We start from the raw sequence: 19,004 nt of genomic DNA on the forward strand, positions 1-19,004 counted from the left end.
GCCAATTCGACTGATACGAGAGGGTTGTTATCCGTCCCGCGCGCTCCCCACCGAATTTCCGGTCAGAAGAAGCAAAAGAGCCTTGTCAGAGCCTATTTTGCATTGAATACGAACAGCGTTTCACCGTCGATCATGTACCCGTCAATCAGTGATTGCGCGCGCTCGGATGTTAGCCACTCTTCCAACTTGGCCGTAAGATCAGTTTTGACATGATCATGCCGCGCAGGATTGACCGGCAGGTAAGCGTATTGGTTGAACAGCACCGGATCGCCAGCAAACAGCAGCGCCAGATCACCCTTGTTTCCGAAGTTCAGCCAGCTTGCTCGGTCTGAAAGCACATAGGCGTTCAGGCCCGATGCCGTGTTCAGTGCTGCCCCCATGCCCGCACCGACAGCATTGTACCATGCGTCGAATGTGTCAGCGTCCAACCCCGCATCCACCCACAAGCTCAGTTCTTTCTTGTGGGTGCCGCTGTCATCACCACGACTTACAAAAGCAGCACTGGCGGACCAGATCTTTTGCAGGGCATCAGCGGCCGTTTCGGCCTCGGCAATCGCAGCCGGATCGTCCGCCGGGCCAATGAAGACAAAATCGTTATACATGATTTCACGCCGATGTGTGCCATAGCCACCGTCCACAAATGCATCTTCAGCCGTGCGGGAATGCACGAGGATCGCATCCACATCGCCCGCCTCTCCTAGCTTGATGGCCTGCCCCGTGCCGACCACCAGCAGCTGAACCTCAAGATCGAGGTCCTTTGTAATCTCTGGCAGCAATACATCGGCCAGCCCTGAATTGTGGAACGACGTTGTCACCGCCATGCGCATCTGATCAGCCGCCTGCGCGATCCCGGCGGCAAAAACCGCCAAAAACGTGAGTATCAGGGTCTTTTTCATTCCACGATGTCTCCATTCAGAAAGGCCCGTGCTTCGGGCGTTTGCGGCGCGTCAAAGAACCCCTGCGCAGGACCGGTTTCGTGTACTTTGCCGCCTAGAATGAAGATTACCCGATCCGCAATCCGTCTGGCTTGACCCATGTCATGTGTCGACAAAATAAGGCGCGTGCCGTCAGCCTTAGCTTGCAGCAGAACCGCCTCGATCTCGCGCATGGCGCGTCCGTCCAACGATGCCGTGGGTTCGTCCAGAAACACCAGCGCCGGATCGGTGATCAGGGCGCGGGCGATGGCCAGTTTTTGCTGTTCACCCCCGGACAGAACCATGGCGCGGCGGGTCAGGTGCGCGCCCAATCCGACCCGTTCGGCCCATGTACGCGCCGCCATCCGCGCAGTCCTTCGATCCGCGCCTCGTAGGCGCAATGGGTACGTCAGGTTCTCTTCGACCGTGCGTCGCAGAACGACCGGTTGCTGAAAGACAAACGCCTGATGATGGCGGGCCGTTTCGGTATCGCAGGCCCATTGCACTGTGCCCCCCGTCAGACGCGCCGTTCCGTGCATAAGGCGCAAAAGCGTTGTCTTACCGGCGCCATTTGGACCCAGAACCACGCACAGCCCCTGCCCGTCCAAGGACAAATCCACCGGCCCAACCAACCGCTTGCCTCGGCGCGAGGTTTCAGCCCCCTTGAGCGTCACGGGAAAAAGTTCGGTCACCATCGGCTGTCCCGCTCGGTCTGGCCGATCCAGTGGATTGCAAGGTTGACGCCCAGAGCCAGGGCGATGAGGACGAACCCCAGTGCAAGCGCCAGAGCGAACTCCCCCTTGCCTGTCTCAAGTGCGATGGCCGTGGTCAGAACGCGCGTCGCATTGTCGATATTGCCACCCACAATCATGATAGCTCCGACTTCACCAATCCCGCGCCCGAACCCGGCCAGCGCGGCCGTCAGTAGCGCCCGCCGGGCATCCCAGATCAGCGTGCGCATTTTCTGCACCTGCGTGACATTCATCGAGATCAGCAAATCGTGGTACTCGGCCCACAGCTCGCGCAAGGACTGGTGCGCAATGGACGCTATCAACGGAACAATGATGATCACCTGCGCCACAATCATGGCTGTAGGTGTGAACAGCAGGCCGAGCGCGCCAAATGGACCTGACCGGGACAGAAAGATGTAAACGATCAGCCCGACAACGACCGGCGGCAGGCCCATCAGCGCGTTGAGCAAGGCAATGGTCGCCCGCCGCCAGCGAAAACGCCGCACAGCCAGCATGGCCGCCAGGGGCAGGGCGATCAGACAGGCAATCATCAATGCGGTGAGGGTGACGCGGAGCGAGCGCAGCGCAATCTCTGCCAGCTCTGCATCAAACGTGACGACCAGCCAAAAGGCGTGTCGCAAACCCTCCCATAGATCGACGATGGCCGATCCTCCCGTTGTTTCTTTTTCCTGAAATTGGACGGTTTTGCGCGTGGATACCAGCCCTGTTATGCCAGCCTGTCAGGTTGTCTCTGGCAGAGCCGTGACGAGTACAGTTAGGGGTCAGTTTGTCCGCCAGGCAAAAAAATTGCCCGCGGGCAATTTCCGCGGGCAGGACAAGAATTGCCCATGGGCAATTCTTCGAACTAGCTGTCGAACTCGGCCTTGAGGTAGGCGTCGAACGCTCCCTGCAATTGCATACGGCTCATACCCGCTTCAAATTCGATCCGCACCTTACGGCCCTTCTGAACGACGGCAATGCCCTTGTCATGGACACTCCGGCGGAACACCTTTCCATCGGGTTCTGCCTTGGGCTGTGCAGGTTTGCCTGCCCGTGACAAGCGCCGCATGACTGTGGCTGCATCCACAAAGGATCCACGCCCGGTACGGGCTCGCGCCTGTTCGCGACCAATGGCGCCCGCTTCTTCCAAAACCGCGCGCGCTGTACCCGGCTGTGCCAGAAGCGGCTTCAATTCGCGTGCATTCCGTTCGCGGATCTCTCGGATGTTCGGAAAGGCGTCGACAATGGCTTGCGGCAGCTTCGCCAATTGCAGATAGCGCGACAGCCACGGCTGGCTGACCTCCAACCGCTCTGCCATCGCCTTTTGCTTGCCGCCATAGTAGCGCGCAACCGCATCCGCATAGTCCAACGCGCGTTCGTAGTCCGAGATGTCTTCGCGGTCGCGGTTCTCGATATCCGCCAGCCGGAAAGCCTCTTCGTCCGACAGCTGCCGCGCTTCCACCAGGTATTTGAACTGTGTGTAGTTGTTGGCACGCAACCAGCTTACAGCGAAGTGCCGGCGCGCGCCGCAGATCACCTCGAAATCATAATCCTCGTCATCGACGGGCCGCACTATGGCAGGAAACTCCTGCTGCCCCTGAGAACGGATACCGTCGATCAAGTCGCGGCAATTGTCTTCGGTCAGCAGAGCATAATCTCGGTTATGCCGCTCCCACATGCGGCACCGGGCCGGGTCGATCCAGCGCAGTGTCTTTTCCTCGACCTCTCCGGCCAACCTGTCGCTGATCGCCGTGGTGCGTTTGAGAAAGCGGGCACCGGCGCGGTCGGACGCATCGGGCACGGCCTCCAAATCGCTGAGAACATCGTCAAAAATAGCATCATGTTTGCGGGTCATAGCAGTCCCTCCTTGCGCAGCCCTGCGTGATGGCTTGGCCATGTCTTGCGGATCAGCACTTCGATCTCGCGGTTCACAGCGTCCAGATAGGCGCGGCAGCGTTTGTGCGTCTCGGTCCGGGTGGCCGGGCCGGTCAGCTCGTAGACGGTAGACAGGTTCGCCGCGGCATTGTCGATCTCGGCGCTGTCCTTGAGCACCGATTGCAACATGTCGAGGGGAAAGACCGCGTCCATCATCCGTTTGATCGCCATATGCGCTGATTTCGAGTCATTCATCTTGGTTGCGAGGATCTTAACGAAGGCATAATCGCGCGTACCCCCATGGCGGGCGAGCTCGTTGAGCGTGGCACCCAGCATTTTCAAAAAGTGCGCGGTGGAGCCAAAATCGATGTTGTTGGGCGGGGCAGGGATCACCAATGCATCCGCTGCGCGCAACACCGAAAGTGACAGCATCCCGAGGGCAGGGGGTGGGTCCAGCAGTATGACATCGAACCGGTCCTTGATCGTCTCCAACCCGTTGCGCAGGCGGTCGAGCACGAACACCTGTTCGCGGGCCATGCGGGCGGCAAATTCGTATTCCGCGTCATAGAGACCGAGATTTGCAGGGATCAGCGCGATGTTGGGCCAGTAGGTGGCGCGCAGAGCATAGGACAGGTCTTGCGGTCCGCCGTGGCGGAAGAAGGGGTAGAGCGTATCCTCTTCTTCATCCACGTCCACATCGGGGTTCAGGCCAAAGACAGAGGTGGTACTGGCCTGGCTGTCACAATCCACGACGCAGACGCGGTAACCGCGCAGGGCGAGGTGCTGGGCGAAGTGGCAGACCATCGTGGATTTGCCGACGCCGCCCTTGAAGTTCTGGATGGCAAGGACCATCGCTGGATCGCTGTCTGCGCGGTGGGGCAGGGTGCCGAACACCTGCCGCATTCGGTTGACGTCCGCGAGGGAATATCCCGTGCGGCGCCCTGTGTTAGGGTCTTTTTCCGGCATTGGGAGACGGCCATCTGCTTCGGCATCACGGATCAGCTTGTCACTACGTCCCACCATGTCTGCGGCGCGTTTGACGTTGAAACGCAGATCGAGCGTTTTCTGAGCCCCCGGCGCATAGAGCCGGTCCCTCAACCGGTCGATCACCGTCGAGGCGCGAGTGGCAAGTTTGTCCAACTCCTCAAGGGAGACGGGGGGAAGGGCGGACTGCTCCATCATGGACCTCTTATGGGGGCGTTGGCCCGAATCATGACGGGTGCGAGCGTTTGCCTCAAGTGCAAACTTTGGAGGATAGGGACGAAAAAAGCGGAAATTGGATGATAGGCGCCCAATGGTTGGAAATTGGGTGATCATTGCGCTCTGTTTGGAAGTTTAGCGCATCTTAAGCGCGACAGAACCCACTATGTATGTGGTTGGCTTCGGTGAGCCGACGTTTGCCACAAAACACAATCAAAACCCCAAACAGAAAACACCCCTCTATTCTAATTTCATAGTGTTCAGTGTTCCCTCAGCTCAAAGCGCTGAATTTCATAGGAAAAGAGGCGCTGGGACTTACATTCCGGGGCGGTTCTGCTTACGTCTTGGGACGATAACTCCTACATCTGGGGGAGGCAAAGCTTACGTATCGGGTGGCCTCCAATCCTTACGTTTTGGGTGAGTCTCAGCAGCGACTCAGCCCTTTGATTTTTGGGCGTTATTCAGATCACTTGGCGGGACTACTGATTCCCTTATGCCCGTTTAACCTTACAAATTGGGTGCCCTCGTTTTCGTGGACGCGTCCCGCGCCTGCTGTTATTCTTACGTCACACTGCCCGTCAGAGGTAAGAGAAGAGCAGCATGGCGAGATCGCCCAACCCAATCCTACCGGACGATAGACGCCCGGCCAAATGCGCAAAGCCTAGTGAAGCCCGGTGAGCTGGTGGACCTGGTCGAGGTCACGCCGCTGACGCTGGCCGACCGGCGCATCTATAACCAGCTTCTGGAAAATGCGTGGGACGCGATTGAAAAGCCGGTGACGCATGTCATCTCGAAATCCGATCTGCGTGGGTCACACAATTCCAATGACAGGGTAGAGGAGTCGGTCGAGCGGCTGATGTCGGCCATCGTCAAGGTGAAGGTCACCCATGAAGGCGAAGATGCCATCGAGCGGGTGCAGCTGCTGGGCGGAAACATCGAGACGACGCGGCGGGACGGGGTGCTGGAATACGAAATCCCGCAGCGGCTTCGCAAGATCATCAAGGACTCAACTGTCTTTGCCCGGCTCCAGCGCGAGGTGATGTTTGCGCTCAGTTCCAAATATGCGCTGACGCTTTATGAGATGATCCAGAAGCGGGGGAACCTGCGCTATCGGTCATCTGAGAAGTTTGCGCTGGATGATCTGCGCGGGGTGCTGGGCGTTCCCAAGGGCAAACTGACCTCTTGGTCGAACCTGAAGCTGCGGGCGATTGAACCGGCGGTGGCCGAGGTGAACATGCTGTCGGATTACGTGGTCGAGATTGATCCGGTGAAGACGGGGCGGCGGGTCACGCATATCGAATTGAAGTGGTGGCGCAAGGATGGGGCAGGGACGGCCGAGACGGAGCGGGAGTTGTCCTTCTCCAAGGTCGGGCGCAAGGCGCGGATGACCAATACCACCGAGAATCTGAAACCCCGGCCCGCGTGGCTGGAAGCCGCAGGCCCTGCGCTGCGCACGGAAACCTACGAGACTGCGCGTCTGCGCTATCCTGGCTACGACATTTACCATGTCGAAAAGGAGTGGCGTGCCTGGGCACAGGGCAAGGAGCCGCCGCGCGATGCGGACCGCGCTTACCTCGCCTTTTTCCGGAGCTTTGCGGAAAACAACCCGCTGCGCTAGCGTAGACCCATGAACTCCGTTCGTTTCCGTCTGTTGATCCTGGCCCTTGCACCGATGGTCGTGCTGATGCCGCTGCTCTTGTTTCTGGGCATGACGCGGTGGACGGCAGACTATGACCAGGTGTTGATCGCCAACGTGGAAAGCGATCTGCGGATCGCCGAACAGTACCTGTCGCGGCTGATGGTCCAGACGGGGGATGAGTTGCAGGCTGTGGCGGGGTCGGTCGAGTTTGCACAAACACCGCCTTCGGGGCGTAATGCGTTCTTTGAGGAAAAGCGCGCGACGCTTGGGCTGGATTTTCTCTACTTTCTGCCGCGTGCGGACATGGCCGACGTCTGGCCCGTTATTCAAAGTGCTGCAAAAGGACAGGGGCGGACCGAGATCGACATTTTCAGCGGAGAGATGTTGGCCGCGATCTCACCCGACCTGGCAGAACGCGCGCGCCTGCCGCTGATCGACACAGAGGCGGCGGTTCCAACGGACCGCACGGTCGAGGATCGCGGTATGGTCATCCACTCGGCGACTCCTGTGACCTTACCGGGGCGCGACGGCGTGCTGGTGGGGGGCATCCTGCTGAACCGCAACCTTGGCTTTATCGATACGATCAATGCGCTGGTTTATCAGGACGCTACAGGCGGTGGATCACGGCAGGGGACGGCGACGCTGTTCCTGGAGGATGTGCGCGTGTCCACCAATGTCCGCCTGTTCGAGGAGGTGCGCGCGCTTGGCACCCGCGTGTCGGCGGCAGTGCGGGGGAAGGTGTTGGGCGAGGGGCGCACATGGCTGGACCGCGCATTTGTGGTCAACGATTGGTACATCTCGGGCTATCTGCCACTGACGGACAGCTTCGGGGATCATGTCGGCATGCTCTACGTCGGATTTCTGGAAGAGCCGTTTACCATCGCCAAGCGCAACGCGTTCCTTGCCATCCTCGGTGCCTTTGTCGCTGTGCTGCTGTTGTCTGCGCCGGTGTTCCTGCGGTTGGCAAAGGGTATCTTTGCGCCACTCGAACGTATGACCCACACCATGTTTCTGGTGCAGCGGGGCAATCTGTCAGCGCGCAATGGTGAAGAGGGGGGCACGGGTGAGATTGGAGAGGTCGCCGGCCACCTTGATGATCTGCTGGACCAGGTGCAGGAGAGGGATCAGGAACTGCGTACATTGAATGAAGAGTTGAACGTGCGTGTCGAAAGACGCACGGCACAGCTGCAAAGCGCCAATGAAAAACTGGAAGAGACGTTTCGCCAATTGGTGATGAGCGAAAAGCTTGCTTCGATTGGGGAGATTACCGCAGGCGTCGCGCATGAGATCAACAACCCGGTGGCCGTCATTCAGGGCAATATGGATGTGATCCGAGAGAGCCTTGGGGAAGACAGTGCCGCCATCCGGACCGAGTTGGGGCTGGTGGACCGCCAGATTGCCCGCATCCAGACCATCGTCGGCAAGCTGCTGCAATTTGCACGGCCGGGAGAGTTTGCGGATCTGGAGCAAACCGTGCCGTTGGAACCCGTGGTGACGGACTGTCTGGTGCTGGTCAATCACGTGATTTCGCAAGCTGACATTGACGTCGAAACACGGTTTGATGCCGTACAAGACGTACGCATTGATCCCGGTGAATTACAGCAAGTGCTGATCAACTTGATCATGAACGCCGTGCAAGCGATGGGATCACAAGGAACGCTGACCCTGCATACGGCAGATGCGGATCGTGACAGTGTGCAAGGTGTGCAGCTGACCGTATCAGATACTGGACCCGGCATCGCGCCGGATCGGGTCGATGATGTCTTTGCTCCGTTCTACACTACCAAGCAGGCCGAGGGGACGGGTCTGGGCCTGTCGATCTCACAAACCTTGATCCAGAGGGCAGGGGGGCTGATCAGCGCGTACAACCGCGAAGCGGGCGGTGCCTGTTTCGAGATTTGGTTGCCTGCGGCTGAGCAGGAAACCGGCGCTTTGTCATTCAGCGCTTAGGGCCGAGTCGGGTGCGCGCCACCTACGTGATTCTGGGTATGCCGGCCATACGTCACCGTTGGTTGACAATTTGTCACAGTCAGCACTGTCAACTTGTCTTACGCTAACAGTATACAAACGGATACCGTTCTATCTTTGCGGGAAAATGCTATGCTGCAGAAAAACATGGAAAAATCTGTTCTGATTTAAAAGAGTTTACAGATCGGGTAATGCCGCAGAACAGAAATTTACAAAAAAACTGTTCAAGACCAGTGCCCAACGCATGATTTTACAAAACCGTGTATGGTCAACTTCGACAGGCGAGTGATGCACGCCCCGGGTGATGAAGCCGATGAAAAGCGGATCTGATCCCAAACCGGAGGAGACACATGAATATTCAAAGCACGCCGAATTCGGCGACCTTCCCCCATCGGAAGAGACTAAGGCACGCGCCCATTTGGACGCGGAGGGCTATGCCAAGATGTATGCTGCGTCGGTGGATGATGCGGAAGCGTTCTGGGGGGAGCATGGCAAACGGCTGGATTGGATCAAGCCTTATACATCAGTCAAGAATACGTCATTCGAACCCGGCAACATCGACATCCGCTGGTTCGAAGATGGCACGCTGAATGTGGCGGCCAATTGTATCGATCGGCATCTTGAGACGCGCGGCGATCAGACGGCCATCATCTGGGAACCAGATGATACGTCCAAGGTAGAGCCGAAACATATTACGTATCGCGACCTGCACAGCTCTGTTTGCAAGATGGCAAACATCCTCGAAGAGCTTGGGGTTCGCAAAGGCGACCGGGTTGTCATTTACCTCCCCATGATCCCGGAAGCCGCTTATGCGATGCTGGCCTGTGCCCGCATCGGTGCCATCCATTCCATCGTGTTCGCCGGTTTCTCCCCGGACGCGCTTGGGGCGCGGATCAACGGTTGTGAAGCGAAGGTCGTCATTACCGCCGATTACGCGCCCCGAGGCGGACGAGAGACGCCGCTGAAGTCGAACACCGATGCGGCGCTTCTGCATTGCAAGGACAGCGTGAAGTGTCTGGTGGTGAAGCGGACAGGGGGTCAGACGACCTGGACCGATCGCGACTATGATTGCAACGAGATGGCGCTGGAGGCGTCGGACTACGCCGCGCCAGCCGAGATGAATGCCGAAGATCCGTTGTTCATCCTCTACACCTCCGGCTCGACCGGTCAGCCGAAGGGTGTTGTGCACACTTCGGGCGGCTATCTGACTTATGCCGCGATGACCCATCAATACACATTCGATTATCACGAAGGCGATGTGTTCTGGTGTACGGCCGACGTCGGCTGGGTCACTGGTCATAGCTATATCGTCTATGGTCCGCTGGCGAATGGTGCGACCACGATCATGTTCGAAGGCGTGCCGACCTTTCCTGACGCGGGCCGGTTCTGGGACGTGTGTGAACGCCATAACGTCACGCAGTTCTATACCGCGCCCACGGCTATTCGTGCCCTGATGGGTGCTGGCAATGAATGGGTCGAGAAATACGATTTGTCGTCGCTTCGTCTTCTGGGCTCGGTCGGTGAGCCGATCAACCCCGAGGCGTGGAACTGGTATCACGAGGTGGTCGGCAAGGGGAATTGTCCTATCGTCGATACGTTCTGGCAGACCGAAACCGGTGGTCACATGCTGACACCGCTGCCCGGCGCCACGGACCTGAAACCTGGTTCTGCCCAGCAGCCGTTCTTTGGCGTGCAACCTGTCGTTCTGGACCCGCAAAGCGGTATTGAGCTGCACGGCAATGGGATTGAGGGCGTGCTGTGCATAAAGGACAGCTGGCCCGGTCAGATGCGCACCGTTTGGGGTGATCACGAGCGGTTCGAGAAGACCTACTTCGGGGACTACAAAGGCTATTACTTCTCAGGTGATGGCTGTCGTCGGGATGACGACGGTGATTACTGGATCACTGGTCGCGTCGATGATGTGATCAACGTGTCCGGTCACCGGATGGGCACGGCCGAAGTTGAAAGCGCGCTGGTGGCCCATGCCAAGGTCGCGGAAAGCGCGGTCGTGGGCTATCCGCATGAGGTGAAGGGGCAGGGCATCTATGCCTATGTCACCCTGATGAACGGCGAAGAGCCCAGCGACGCGCTGCGCAAGGAGCTGGAGGTCTGGGTCCGGACCGAGATTGGGCCGATTGCCAAACCCGACCTGATCCAATGGGCGCCGGGCCTACCCAAGACACGTTCGGGCAAGATCATGCGCCGTATCCTGCGCAAGATTGCTGAGGATGATTTCGGGTCATTGGGTGATACGTCGACCCTTGCCGATCCGTCGGTCGTCGAAGATCTGATCGAAAACCGCATGAACCGGAGTGATGTCTAATGGATGGTGCTCAGGTAACGGCCACGGCGCCTGTTTTCATCCTGCTTGGACCGCCCGGAGCAGGGAAGGGGACCCAAGCGCGTATGCTGCAAGACGCCCATGGCTTTGTGCAGCTTTCCACCGGCGATCTGCTGCGTGCCGCTGTTGCGGCGGGTACGGACGCTGGCGAGGCGGCGAAAGCTGTGATGGAAGCGGGCGGGCTGGTGAGCGACGAAATCGTCATTGCCATTCTCAAAGACCGCTTGGGCGATGAGGACTGTGGCCACGGCGTGATCCTTGACGGATTTCCCCGCACGACCGGGCAGGCTGAGGCGTTGGACGAACTGCTGGCCGACGCAGGGCAGCACATCAATGCGGCCATCAGCCTTGAGGTTGACGACGCAGCGATGGTCGCCCGTATCTCGGGCCGTTTCACCTGTGGCAACTGTGGTGAAGGCTATCATGACGTGCACAAGCCGACGGCTGTGCTGGGCACCTGTGACAAATGCGGGGGTACCCATATGAAACGCCGGGCCGATGACAATGCCGAAACGGTCGCCCAACGGCTGACCGAGTATCACAAACAAACAGCGCCGCTGATTGACTATTACGAGGGCAAAGGCGTGCTGCAATCCCTGGATGCGATGGGAGAGATCGACGCAATCGCGACGACCCTTTCGGGGATGGTGCGGGAGGCTGCGGGCTGACGCCCGAACCTGCCTGACGAAACTGTAAAACGCGGCTGTGTGTGTGGCCGTGGCTGCGCCCCGCAAGGGCGCAGATAGGCCCCCGTGTGTTTGGGGGCCGGGAAAGATCGCTGTGCCTGCCTTGATCTGGGTCATCGCTGACGGCCCCAAGGCGCAGCACAGTGACTGAAATTTCGAAGGCAACCCGCAACATCATTCGGGTGCCATAGACCAAAGGGGCCACGCGCGCCCCGCAACGGAAACGATAGGAGGAGCTACGATGTCGGAGGAAACGACAAACATTGCTCAAGTCACGGAGAGGGACAAAGGCTATTGGGCGGCCAATGTCCGCATGATCTTAATTTCGCTGGTGATCTGGGCCCTTGTGTCCTTTGGCTTTGGCATCGTCCTCAGGCCAGCCCTGAGCGGAATTTCTGTGGGTGGCACGGACCTGGGCTTTTGGTTTGCGCAGCAGGGTTCGATCATCGTCTTTCTGGTGCTGATCTTTTTCTACGCCTGGCGGATGAACAGGCTCGATAAGCAGTACGGCGTGGACGAGGGTAAGAACGATGGACCAGTTTACACTCAACCTGCTGTTTGTTGGCGCGTCCTTTGCGCTCTACATCGGCATCGCTGTTTGGGCCCGCGCGGGCTCGACCAGCGAGTTCTACGCCGCGGGTCGCGGCGTGCACCCAGTCACCAACGGGATGGCCACGGCGGCGGACTGGATGTCGGCGGCCTCTTTCATCTCGATGGCGGGCCTGATCGCCTTTACCGGCTACGACAATTCATCCTACTTGATGGGGTGGACGGGCGGTTATGTGCTGCTTGCGCTGCTTCTGGCGCCTTACCTGCGGAAGTTCGGCAAGTTCACGGTGTCTGAATTCATCGGCGATCGTTTCTATAGCTCATCGGCCCGCATGGTGGCCGTGATCTGCCTGCTGGTGGCGTCGATCACCTATGTGATCGGCCAGATGCAAGGCGTCGGCATCGCCTTTGGTCGCTTCCTTGAGATTGATGCGACATGGGGGCTGCTGATCGGGTCTTGCGTGGTGTTTGCCTATGCCGTGTTTGGCGGCATGAAAGGTGTGACGTACACGCAGGTGGCGCAGTACTGCGTTCTGATCACTGCCTATACCATTCCGGCGGTTTTCATCTCGCTGCAACTGACGGGCAACCCAATCCCCGCGTTGGGTCTGTTTGGATCGACCGAAAGTGGTGAGCCGCTACTGGCCAAGCTCGACCAGATCGTGACCGATCTTGGCTTTGCCGAGTACACGGCGGCCCATGGATCTACTCTGAACATGGTGCTTTTCACCTTGTCCCTGATGATCGGGACGGCGGGTCTGCCTCACGTCATCATGCGCTTCTTTACCGTGCCCAAAGTGTCGGATGCGCGCTGGTCTGCCGGTTGGACGCTTGTGTTCATCGCCCTGTTGTACCTGACCGCGCCTGCCGTGGGTGCGATGGCACGCCTGAACATCTCGGAACTGATGTGGCCCAATGGGATCGACAATGCGGCGGTGAGTGTCGAGCAAATCGATAGCGATCCGGAATATGCCTGGATGGAGACATGGCAGCAAACCGGTCTGCTAGATTGGGAAGACAAGAACGGCGACGGCCTGATCCAGTATTACAACGACGAAAATGCTGATCTGCAGGCCAAGGCGGCCGAGAACGGATGGGTGGGCAATGAGTTGACCAAGTTCAACCGGGATATTCTGGTGCTGGCGAACCCAGAGATTGCGTCCCTTCCGGGTTGGGTGATCGGCCTTGTGGCCGCGGGTGGCCTTGCGGCGGCTCTGTCCACGGCGGCAGGTCTGCTTCTGGCGATCTCTTCCGCGGTGTCCCACGACCTGTTGAAGGGTCAGCTGACGCCGAACATGTCAGAGAAGTCCGAGCTGCTTGCGGCCCGTATTTCAATGGCGGCGGCGATTGTGGTGGCCGTGATCCTGGGCTTGAACCCGCCGGGCTTTGCGGCCCAGACGGTGGCGCTGGCCTTTGGTCTGGCGGCGGCGTCGATCTTCCCTGCGCTTATGATGGGCATCTTCTCGACCCGTATCAACAACGTGGGGGCTGTGGCTGGCATGCTGGCCGGTCTGGTTGTGACCTTGCTCTATATCTTCTTGCACAAGGGTTGGTTCTTTATCCCGGACACCAACATGTTCACGGATGACAATCCGCTGTTGGGGCCGATCAAGTCGACATCGTTCGGCGCGATCGGGGCCATGGTCAACTTCGCCACAGCTTACGTGGTGTCCGGCATGACCAAGGAAACCCCGCAAGAGATCAAGGACCTGGTGGAAAGCGTGCGTATCCCCCGCGGGGCGGGTACTGCAGCCGCGGACCACTAAGGCCCTCGGGCGCATCGCAGTCTCTCTTCCCTGCGATGCGCCTTTTGATCCTGAACCTGTCCGCGATCCTCGTGGGCAGGTTTTTGTCCTTCGCAGGGTGATGTGATGCCTCTTGAGACTGAACACGCGCAATTCCTGGCCTCGGTCCATCCTTATGACGCGCTGAGCGCGGATGATCTGAAGACACTGGTTGGTCGATGCACGGTCGAGACATTTGCCGACGACGTGCCCGTGTTTCAGGTCGGGGACGCGATCCGGTATCTTTATGTCATCGTTGCAGGCGAGGTTGAGGTCACGGATGAGACGGATGTGCAATTGTCCCTATTGGGCCCGCGCAACTCATTTGGTGAACGCGCTTTGCTGCGAGGTGGCCCATCACAGCGCACGGCTGTCGCGATTGGTCAGACAACGCTGATCCTGGTACCGGCCCAGATGTTGCACGAATTGATCCGTGAGCATCCCAAGGTGGCACGGTTCTTTGATCGTCGTCGTCCGGCGCAGGCGGCGGCAAAGGATTTGACGGTTTTACCCGTTGATCAGTTGATGACCCGTGATCCGGTCACATGCCTGCCGGATGATACGATCCGTGCGGCGGCGCAGCAGATGGCACAGCACCATATCTCATCCATCTGTGTGGCGGGATCGGAGTGTTTTCAGGGGATCGTCACGGTCCGCGACATGAATGCCAAGGTTGTTGCCGGTGGTGTGGATTCTGGTCAGGCTGTGTCTACAATCATGACGCCCGATCCCCTGACCCTGCCGCCAAGTGCGTTGGGTATGGATGTGCTGCATATGATGATGGAACGGCGCATTGGCCACGTGCCTATTGTCGAGGATGGGCAGCTGTTGGGCATTGTCACTCAGACAGACTTGACACGGTTTCAAGCGTTGTCCTCTGCCGATCTGGTGCGCCGTCTGGCCGAGGCGGATGATGCGCCTGCCATGGCCCGTGTCACGGCCGAGATCCCGGCGCTGTTGGCACAGCTGGTGAGCATGGGGACCCGGCATGATATTGTCACCCGTCTGATCACCGATATCGCCGATACCGTGACCCGGCGCTTGCTGTCTCTGGCCGAGGCAGAGCTGGGTGCTCCGCCTGTGCCGTATCTGTGGCTGGCCTGTGGATCTCAGGGTCGGCGGGAGCAGGCGGGTGTGTCGGATCAGGACAATTGCCTGATCTTGTCCGATGACGCGACGGATGCGGACTTGCCCTATTTTGCGAAACTGGCGCGGATTGTTTGCGATGGGCTCAATACCTGTGGCTATATCTATTGCCCCGGCGACATGATGGCGACCAACCCGCGTTGGTGTCAGCCGTTGTCTGTCTGGCGCGCGTACTTTACCGGTTGGATCGCCAAACCCAATCCCGAGGCGCAGATGCTGGCCTCGGTCATGTTCGATCTGCGGCCCATCGGCGGAGACGAAAGCCTGTTTGACGACCTGCAGGCCGAGACGTTGGCGAAGGCGTCGCGCAATTCGATTTTTGTAGCGCACCTGATTGCCAACTCGCTCAAGCATTACCCTCCTTTGGGGATGCTGCGTGGGCTGGCGACCATCCGGTCGGGAGAGCATCGCAATCGGTTGGACCTGAAGCACAATGGTGTGGTGCCGGTCGTTGATCTGGGCCGGGTCTATGCCTTGCAGGGGCAGCTAACAGCAGTGAACACCCGGGCGCGGATCGAAGCGGCAATGGCCGCAGGTGGGCTATCTGCGACGGGTGGCGCTGACCTGCTGGATGCCTATGACCTGATCGCCACCACGCGGCTGGAACATCAGGCTGCACAGGTGAAGGCGGGGCAGGGGCCGGACAACTACCTGTCTCCCGCGACCCTTTCGGATTTCGAGCGCAGCCACTTGCGGGACGCGTTCGTGGTGGTCAAAACCATGCAGTCAGCCATCGGTACGGGTAAGGGAGCGTTGGGATAGGCCATGTTTGTTGAATTGATCGCAACTATCTTTGCCGGAATCGGCTGTGCGGGCCTTGTCATGGTGCTGAACATCGCATTGAGAAAGCGCTTACCCAAATGGTTGATGCCTGTCGCGGCGGGTGCCGGGATGATCGGTATGACCATTTCCAACGAATACACGTGGTTCGGACGCACGGCAGAGCGGCTGCCCTGCAGGTGTAGAGATCGCGATGACAGTGGATGAGCAGAGCTGGCTGCGACCCTGGACGCAAGCCTACCCGTATACAAAACGGTTTGTGGCGGTGGACATGGCGACCCTGCGCCGGAACGATGCGCAGCCGGATCAGCGGTTGGTTGATTTGTATTTCTTTGGCCGTTGGTCGCCGGTGAACCAGACACCCATGTTGCTCGACTGTGCCAAAGCGCAGTCGGCCATTTTAATCGACGGCGCAGATTTTTCGACCGATGGTGCGGTTGTCGATGCAGACTGGCAGGCGATACCCGGCGATGATCCAATCCTGACCATGGTGTGCGAGATCTGATATGTTGACCCGCCTGTCCTTGCGCCTGCGCATTTTCCTGTTTTTCTGCCTTGTGGCGGCAGGCGGGGCAGGGCTGGCGGCTGGGGCGCTGTACTTTGGATGGGTGCGCGCCGAGTCCACATTGCCGACCGGACCATTCGTGACAGCCTTTGTTGTCTTCGCATTTCTCAACACCGGGTTGGCTGTCGTGATCTGGCTTTTGTTCGATGAGAATGTTGCCAAGCCGATCAACACGCTTGCTGCCAACTTGAGGCTGCGGGCACATTCAGGTGTTGAGGGGGAGTTGGATGTGGATGCGGCTCGTTATCTTGGGGATCTTGCTCCGGCCGCGCAGGCCGTATCGCACACGCTTAGCTCAAGTGTCATGAACACAGCATCTGCCGTGGCGCACAAGACTGCTCGATTGCAGGCAGAGGCCGAACGTCTAACCGCTCTTTTGACCGAGATTCCTGTTGCCACGATCATGGTGAACGAGCGTATGGGGATCGTCCTGTACGACGGGCAGGCGGCGGACATCTTGTCTGGCATTGCGCCCCCGCGGCTCAAGGCACCTTTGGTTGACTACTTCTATGCGGCTGATCTGGGGCGGGCGAAGTCCACGCTGAACCAGATGGGGGGCGAGGTGGCCTTTGACCTGCGGGACAAGGACGCAACAACGACATTTATGGCGAAGCTGAAGCCGCTGGACCGGGCAGGGTACATGCTGCTGATCGACATGCCCGAGGTGCCCTTGAAGCCCGAGGCGGCGCCCCGCTGGTCTATGACTTTGATCTCTTGAATGCCGGTGACGGCGTAGACATGCAGGATACGGCGTTGTCCGAGCTGTGTTTTGTGGCGTTTGATTCCGAAACAACGGGTCTGTCCACTGACAAGGACGACGTGGTGCAGTTGGGGGCGGTACGTGTTTTGAACGGACGGATTGTCGAAGGCGAAGCGCTTGACAGTTATGTCGATCCTGGCCGTTCGATACCCCCTGCATCGACGGCGGTGCACCGTGTGTCGGATGCCCATGTCGTAGGGGCGCCAGATTTCGCCACGGCGGGCCGTGCGTTGCATGGGTTCTGCCATGATGCGGTTCTGGTCGCGCATAACGCCCCATTTGATCTGGCGTTTTTGCGCCGTGCCGAGGGAGGGATGGGTGTGACATGGGATCATCCCGTTCTGGACACCGTCCTTTTGTCCGCGATTGTCTTCGGTACGACCGAAGAACACACGCTGGATGCGCTATGTGATCGCCTTGAGATCATCATACCGTCCGAACAGCGGCACACAGCCTTGGGGGATGCGCAAGTGACTGCGGAAGCATTGGTCAAGCTGATCCCGCTTCTGGAAGGAAAAGGGCTGCGTAGGCTTTCGGATGTGATTGCAGAAAGCAAAAAGCATGGAAGGCTGCTGCAGGATTTGAACTGATGCATCTCTTGCGTCGGACCATTTTGCCCCTTTATACTACTGAGTAGCAATGGGAGACATGCCATGTCTGTGAAAGCCTCTGTATCGATCACGGATCAACAGGATGAGTTTACCCGCCGATTGGTTGCGGATGGGCAATATGCCAGCGTTAGCGCGGTTGTGCAGCGCGGTCTTGAACTCGTCCGGTCCGAGAAAGAGCGTGAAGCGGCAGAGCTGGCCGCGCTACAGGCCTTTTTCGCCGAGCGGGCGGCAGGCCCATTTGTGGCGGCGGATGAGGGACGCGCCCGAACCGAGGATATGATTGCGGCCAAAACTCGTGCCCACAGGGTTTAAGGTTCTCCGCAGCGCAGCTTGTGACGCGGATATCGAAGTCATCTTTGATCATCTGTTCCAATCATACCGCGATCTTGGCGAGCCGATTGATGATGCTTTAAATCGTGCGGCTAGTCGCGTGCGCGGTGTCGAGGATGCATTAGCCGGTCTGGGCGATGTTCCGTTCCAGGGCACGCTGGTGCCGCAGATCATGGATGGGCTGCGGCATGTGACCAAGGATAGCGCCGTTTTCTACTTTATTTCGGACGCGGAACGGATGGAGGTGCGCGTTCTGGGTATCTTTTTTGGTGGTCAAAACCATCGGTCGCACATCCTGCAACGGATCGTGAAAAACATCATGTAATCAATATTATGTAAAGCTATTAGGCAATCATCGCCTTGATTTCGCGTATGGTTGCGGAAGATCGTCTGATTGTATCCAGGATGTAGGGTATCGGATGCTGTTCATCTGGCGTTCATCTTTGGTAGTGGCTAACGTTCATCCACACATGCAACTTACTACTGCTTTTGGGGCATACCCTGCATGTAACGCGGGTAGTATCGGGCATAGAATGGTGTACAGAACCAGCAAGCACGCAGATGGCGGTCACGCCATTGCTGCAGCGAACGTATCGGTTCGCCCGCGCAGGCTTCCAAAGAGCCTGCTCTTTGCGCTTGTTGTCAGTTTCGCATCGTCTTCGGCGGCACTTTGTCAATCAGCGAGTTTCCGATCTGTGGACACCAATTCCGACGGAATGCTCAGCTTTGATGAATTGGTGGCGGCCTTTGGGCGCGACGGTGCCAGACAGCTGATGCGAACCAATGACCACAACGGTGACAACAGAATCACCATTGGTGAAGATTCGAAGAGGCGCGCGCGACGAACCCGAAGAGGGAACAAGCCGCCGTGGTTCAGATGCCGACGACAACGATGATGATGATGACGACGACGATGATCGGGATGAAAGAGACGATGATGATGACAATGGCGGCGGCAGCGACGGAGGAGGTGGAGACGGCGGCGGTGATGATGGAGGTGGAGACGATGGTGACAATGATGACTAGGGAGAGAATCCCCCAGCCATTGATTGCGGATACGCTGCTCCGGTGAACACCACCGTTCATTTTGCGTTCATCCACATTTCCGGCAGCGGTTCATTTGTC

17 protein-coding genes and 2 pseudogenes are annotated in these 19,004 nt (G+C 58.6%); 13 read left to right on the plus strand and 6 right to left on the minus strand.

The genetic code is table 11. From position 1 onward, the window contains the following. Positions 1-92: 92 nt before the first annotated feature. The 5 genes from ACZ1HN_RS23820 to ACZ1HN_RS23840 all read right to left on the minus strand — a co-directional run bounded on the left by ACZ1HN_RS23820 (position 93) and on the right by ACZ1HN_RS23840 (position 4,702). Positions 93-896: an ABC transporter substrate-binding protein gene (locus ACZ1HN_RS23820; RefSeq protein ID WP_299606415.1), complete on the minus strand. Its 804-nt coding sequence runs from the start codon at positions 894-896 to the stop codon at positions 93-95. Then, positions 893-1,609: an ATP-binding cassette domain-containing protein gene (locus ACZ1HN_RS23825; protein ID WP_472729422.1), complete on the minus strand. Its 717-nt coding sequence runs from the start codon at positions 1,607-1,609 to the stop codon at positions 893-895. Before ACZ1HN_RS23825 ends, ACZ1HN_RS23820 begins: the two co-directional genes overlap by 4 nt. Next, on the minus strand, positions 1,603-2,307 hold the full coding sequence (locus ACZ1HN_RS23830; RefSeq protein ID WP_472729453.1) for an ABC transporter permease: 705 nt from the start codon (positions 2,305-2,307) through the stop codon (positions 1,603-1,605). The genes ACZ1HN_RS23825 and ACZ1HN_RS23830 overlap by 7 nt, the downstream gene beginning before the upstream one ends. Before the next feature lie 203 nt (positions 2,308-2,510). Beyond that, complete coding sequence (locus tag ACZ1HN_RS23835; RefSeq protein ID WP_472729423.1) at positions 2,511-3,500, minus strand: ParB/RepB/Spo0J family partition protein; 990 nt, start codon at positions 3,498-3,500, stop codon at positions 2,511-2,513. Continuing rightward, positions 3,497-4,702, minus strand: coding sequence for an AAA family ATPase (locus tag ACZ1HN_RS23840; RefSeq protein WP_472729424.1), 1,206 nt, complete (start codon positions 4,700-4,702; stop codon positions 3,497-3,499). The genes ACZ1HN_RS23835 and ACZ1HN_RS23840 overlap by 4 nt, the downstream gene beginning before the upstream one ends. A gap of 682 nt (positions 4,703-5,384) precedes the next feature. On the opposite strand from ACZ1HN_RS23840, the gene ACZ1HN_RS23845 reads away from it, so the two are divergent. The 13 genes and pseudogenes from ACZ1HN_RS23845 (at position 5,385) to ACZ1HN_RS23905 (ending at position 18,775) form a co-directional block, all read left to right on the plus strand. Further along, positions 5,385-6,338 carry a RepB family plasmid replication initiator protein gene (locus ACZ1HN_RS23845; protein WP_472729425.1) on the plus strand — a complete coding sequence of 318 codons (954 nt, stop codon included), beginning with the start codon at positions 5,385-5,387 and terminating at the stop codon, positions 6,336-6,338. A 9-nt stretch (positions 6,339-6,347) separates the two neighbouring features. Next, positions 6,348-8,309, plus strand: a complete 1,962-nt coding sequence (locus tag ACZ1HN_RS23850) for a sensor histidine kinase (protein ID WP_472729426.1) — start codon at positions 6,348-6,350, stop codon at positions 8,307-8,309. Between the two features lie 322 nt (positions 8,310-8,631). Beyond that, positions 8,632-10,650, plus strand: coding sequence for an acetate--CoA ligase (gene acs, locus ACZ1HN_RS23855; protein WP_472729427.1), 2,019 nt, complete (start codon positions 8,632-8,634; stop codon positions 10,648-10,650). Next, the gene (locus tag ACZ1HN_RS23860) at positions 10,650-11,336 is read left to right on the plus strand and encodes an adenylate kinase (protein ID WP_472729428.1); all 687 of its coding nucleotides are present in this window, start codon (positions 10,650-10,652) and stop codon (positions 11,334-11,336) included. Before acs ends, ACZ1HN_RS23860 begins: the two co-directional genes overlap by 1 nt. A gap of 259 nt (positions 11,337-11,595) precedes the next feature. Beyond that, a pseudogene (locus tag ACZ1HN_RS23865) lies at positions 11,596-11,874 on the plus strand (DUF4212 domain-containing protein); the annotation flags it as partial. Between the two features lie 10 nt (positions 11,875-11,884). Then, positions 11,885-13,669 carry a sodium:solute symporter family protein gene (locus tag ACZ1HN_RS23870; protein WP_299592766.1) on the plus strand — a complete coding sequence of 595 codons (1,785 nt, stop codon included), beginning with the start codon at positions 11,885-11,887 and terminating at the stop codon, positions 13,667-13,669. 105 nt (positions 13,670-13,774) lie between these two features. Next, a complete protein-coding gene (locus ACZ1HN_RS23875) occupies positions 13,775-15,595 on the plus strand; it encodes a DUF294 nucleotidyltransferase-like domain-containing protein (protein ID WP_472729429.1) in 1,821 nt (606 codons plus the stop codon). 3 nt (positions 15,596-15,598) lie between these two features. Further along, positions 15,599-16,118, plus strand: a pseudogene (locus ACZ1HN_RS23880) (hypothetical protein). A gap of 1 nt (position 16,119) precedes the next feature. Next, positions 16,120-16,896: a hypothetical protein gene (locus ACZ1HN_RS23885; protein ID WP_472729430.1), complete on the plus strand. Its 777-nt coding sequence runs from the start codon at positions 16,120-16,122 to the stop codon at positions 16,894-16,896. 20 nt (positions 16,897-16,916) lie between these two features. Next, positions 16,917-17,528: a 3'-5' exonuclease gene (locus ACZ1HN_RS23890; protein ID WP_472729431.1), complete on the plus strand. Its 612-nt coding sequence runs from the start codon at positions 16,917-16,919 to the stop codon at positions 17,526-17,528. Positions 17,529-17,591: 63 nt separating this feature from the next. Then, the gene (locus tag ACZ1HN_RS23895; protein ID WP_299210004.1) at positions 17,592-17,861 is read left to right on the plus strand and encodes a ribbon-helix-helix domain-containing protein; all 270 of its coding nucleotides are present in this window, start codon (positions 17,592-17,594) and stop codon (positions 17,859-17,861) included. Beyond that, on the plus strand, positions 17,845-18,204 hold the full coding sequence (locus ACZ1HN_RS23900; protein WP_472729432.1) for a type II toxin-antitoxin system RelE/ParE family toxin: 360 nt from the start codon (positions 17,845-17,847) through the stop codon (positions 18,202-18,204). Before ACZ1HN_RS23895 ends, ACZ1HN_RS23900 begins: the two co-directional genes overlap by 17 nt. 208 nt (positions 18,205-18,412) lie before the next feature. Beyond that, on the plus strand, positions 18,413-18,775 hold the full coding sequence (locus ACZ1HN_RS23905; protein ID WP_472729454.1) for an EF-hand domain-containing protein: 363 nt from the start codon (positions 18,413-18,415) through the stop codon (positions 18,773-18,775). Here ACZ1HN_RS23905 and ACZ1HN_RS23910 read toward each other — a convergent pair. Further along, entirely contained in the window at positions 18,753-18,980 is a 228-nt protein-coding gene (locus ACZ1HN_RS23910) for a hypothetical protein (protein WP_472729433.1), read from the minus strand. The genes ACZ1HN_RS23905 and ACZ1HN_RS23910 overlap by 23 nt on opposite strands. Positions 18,981-19,004 lie beyond the last annotated feature (24 nt).

The sequence above is a fragment of the Tateyamaria sp. GN1-10 genome, from assembly GCF_055693845.1.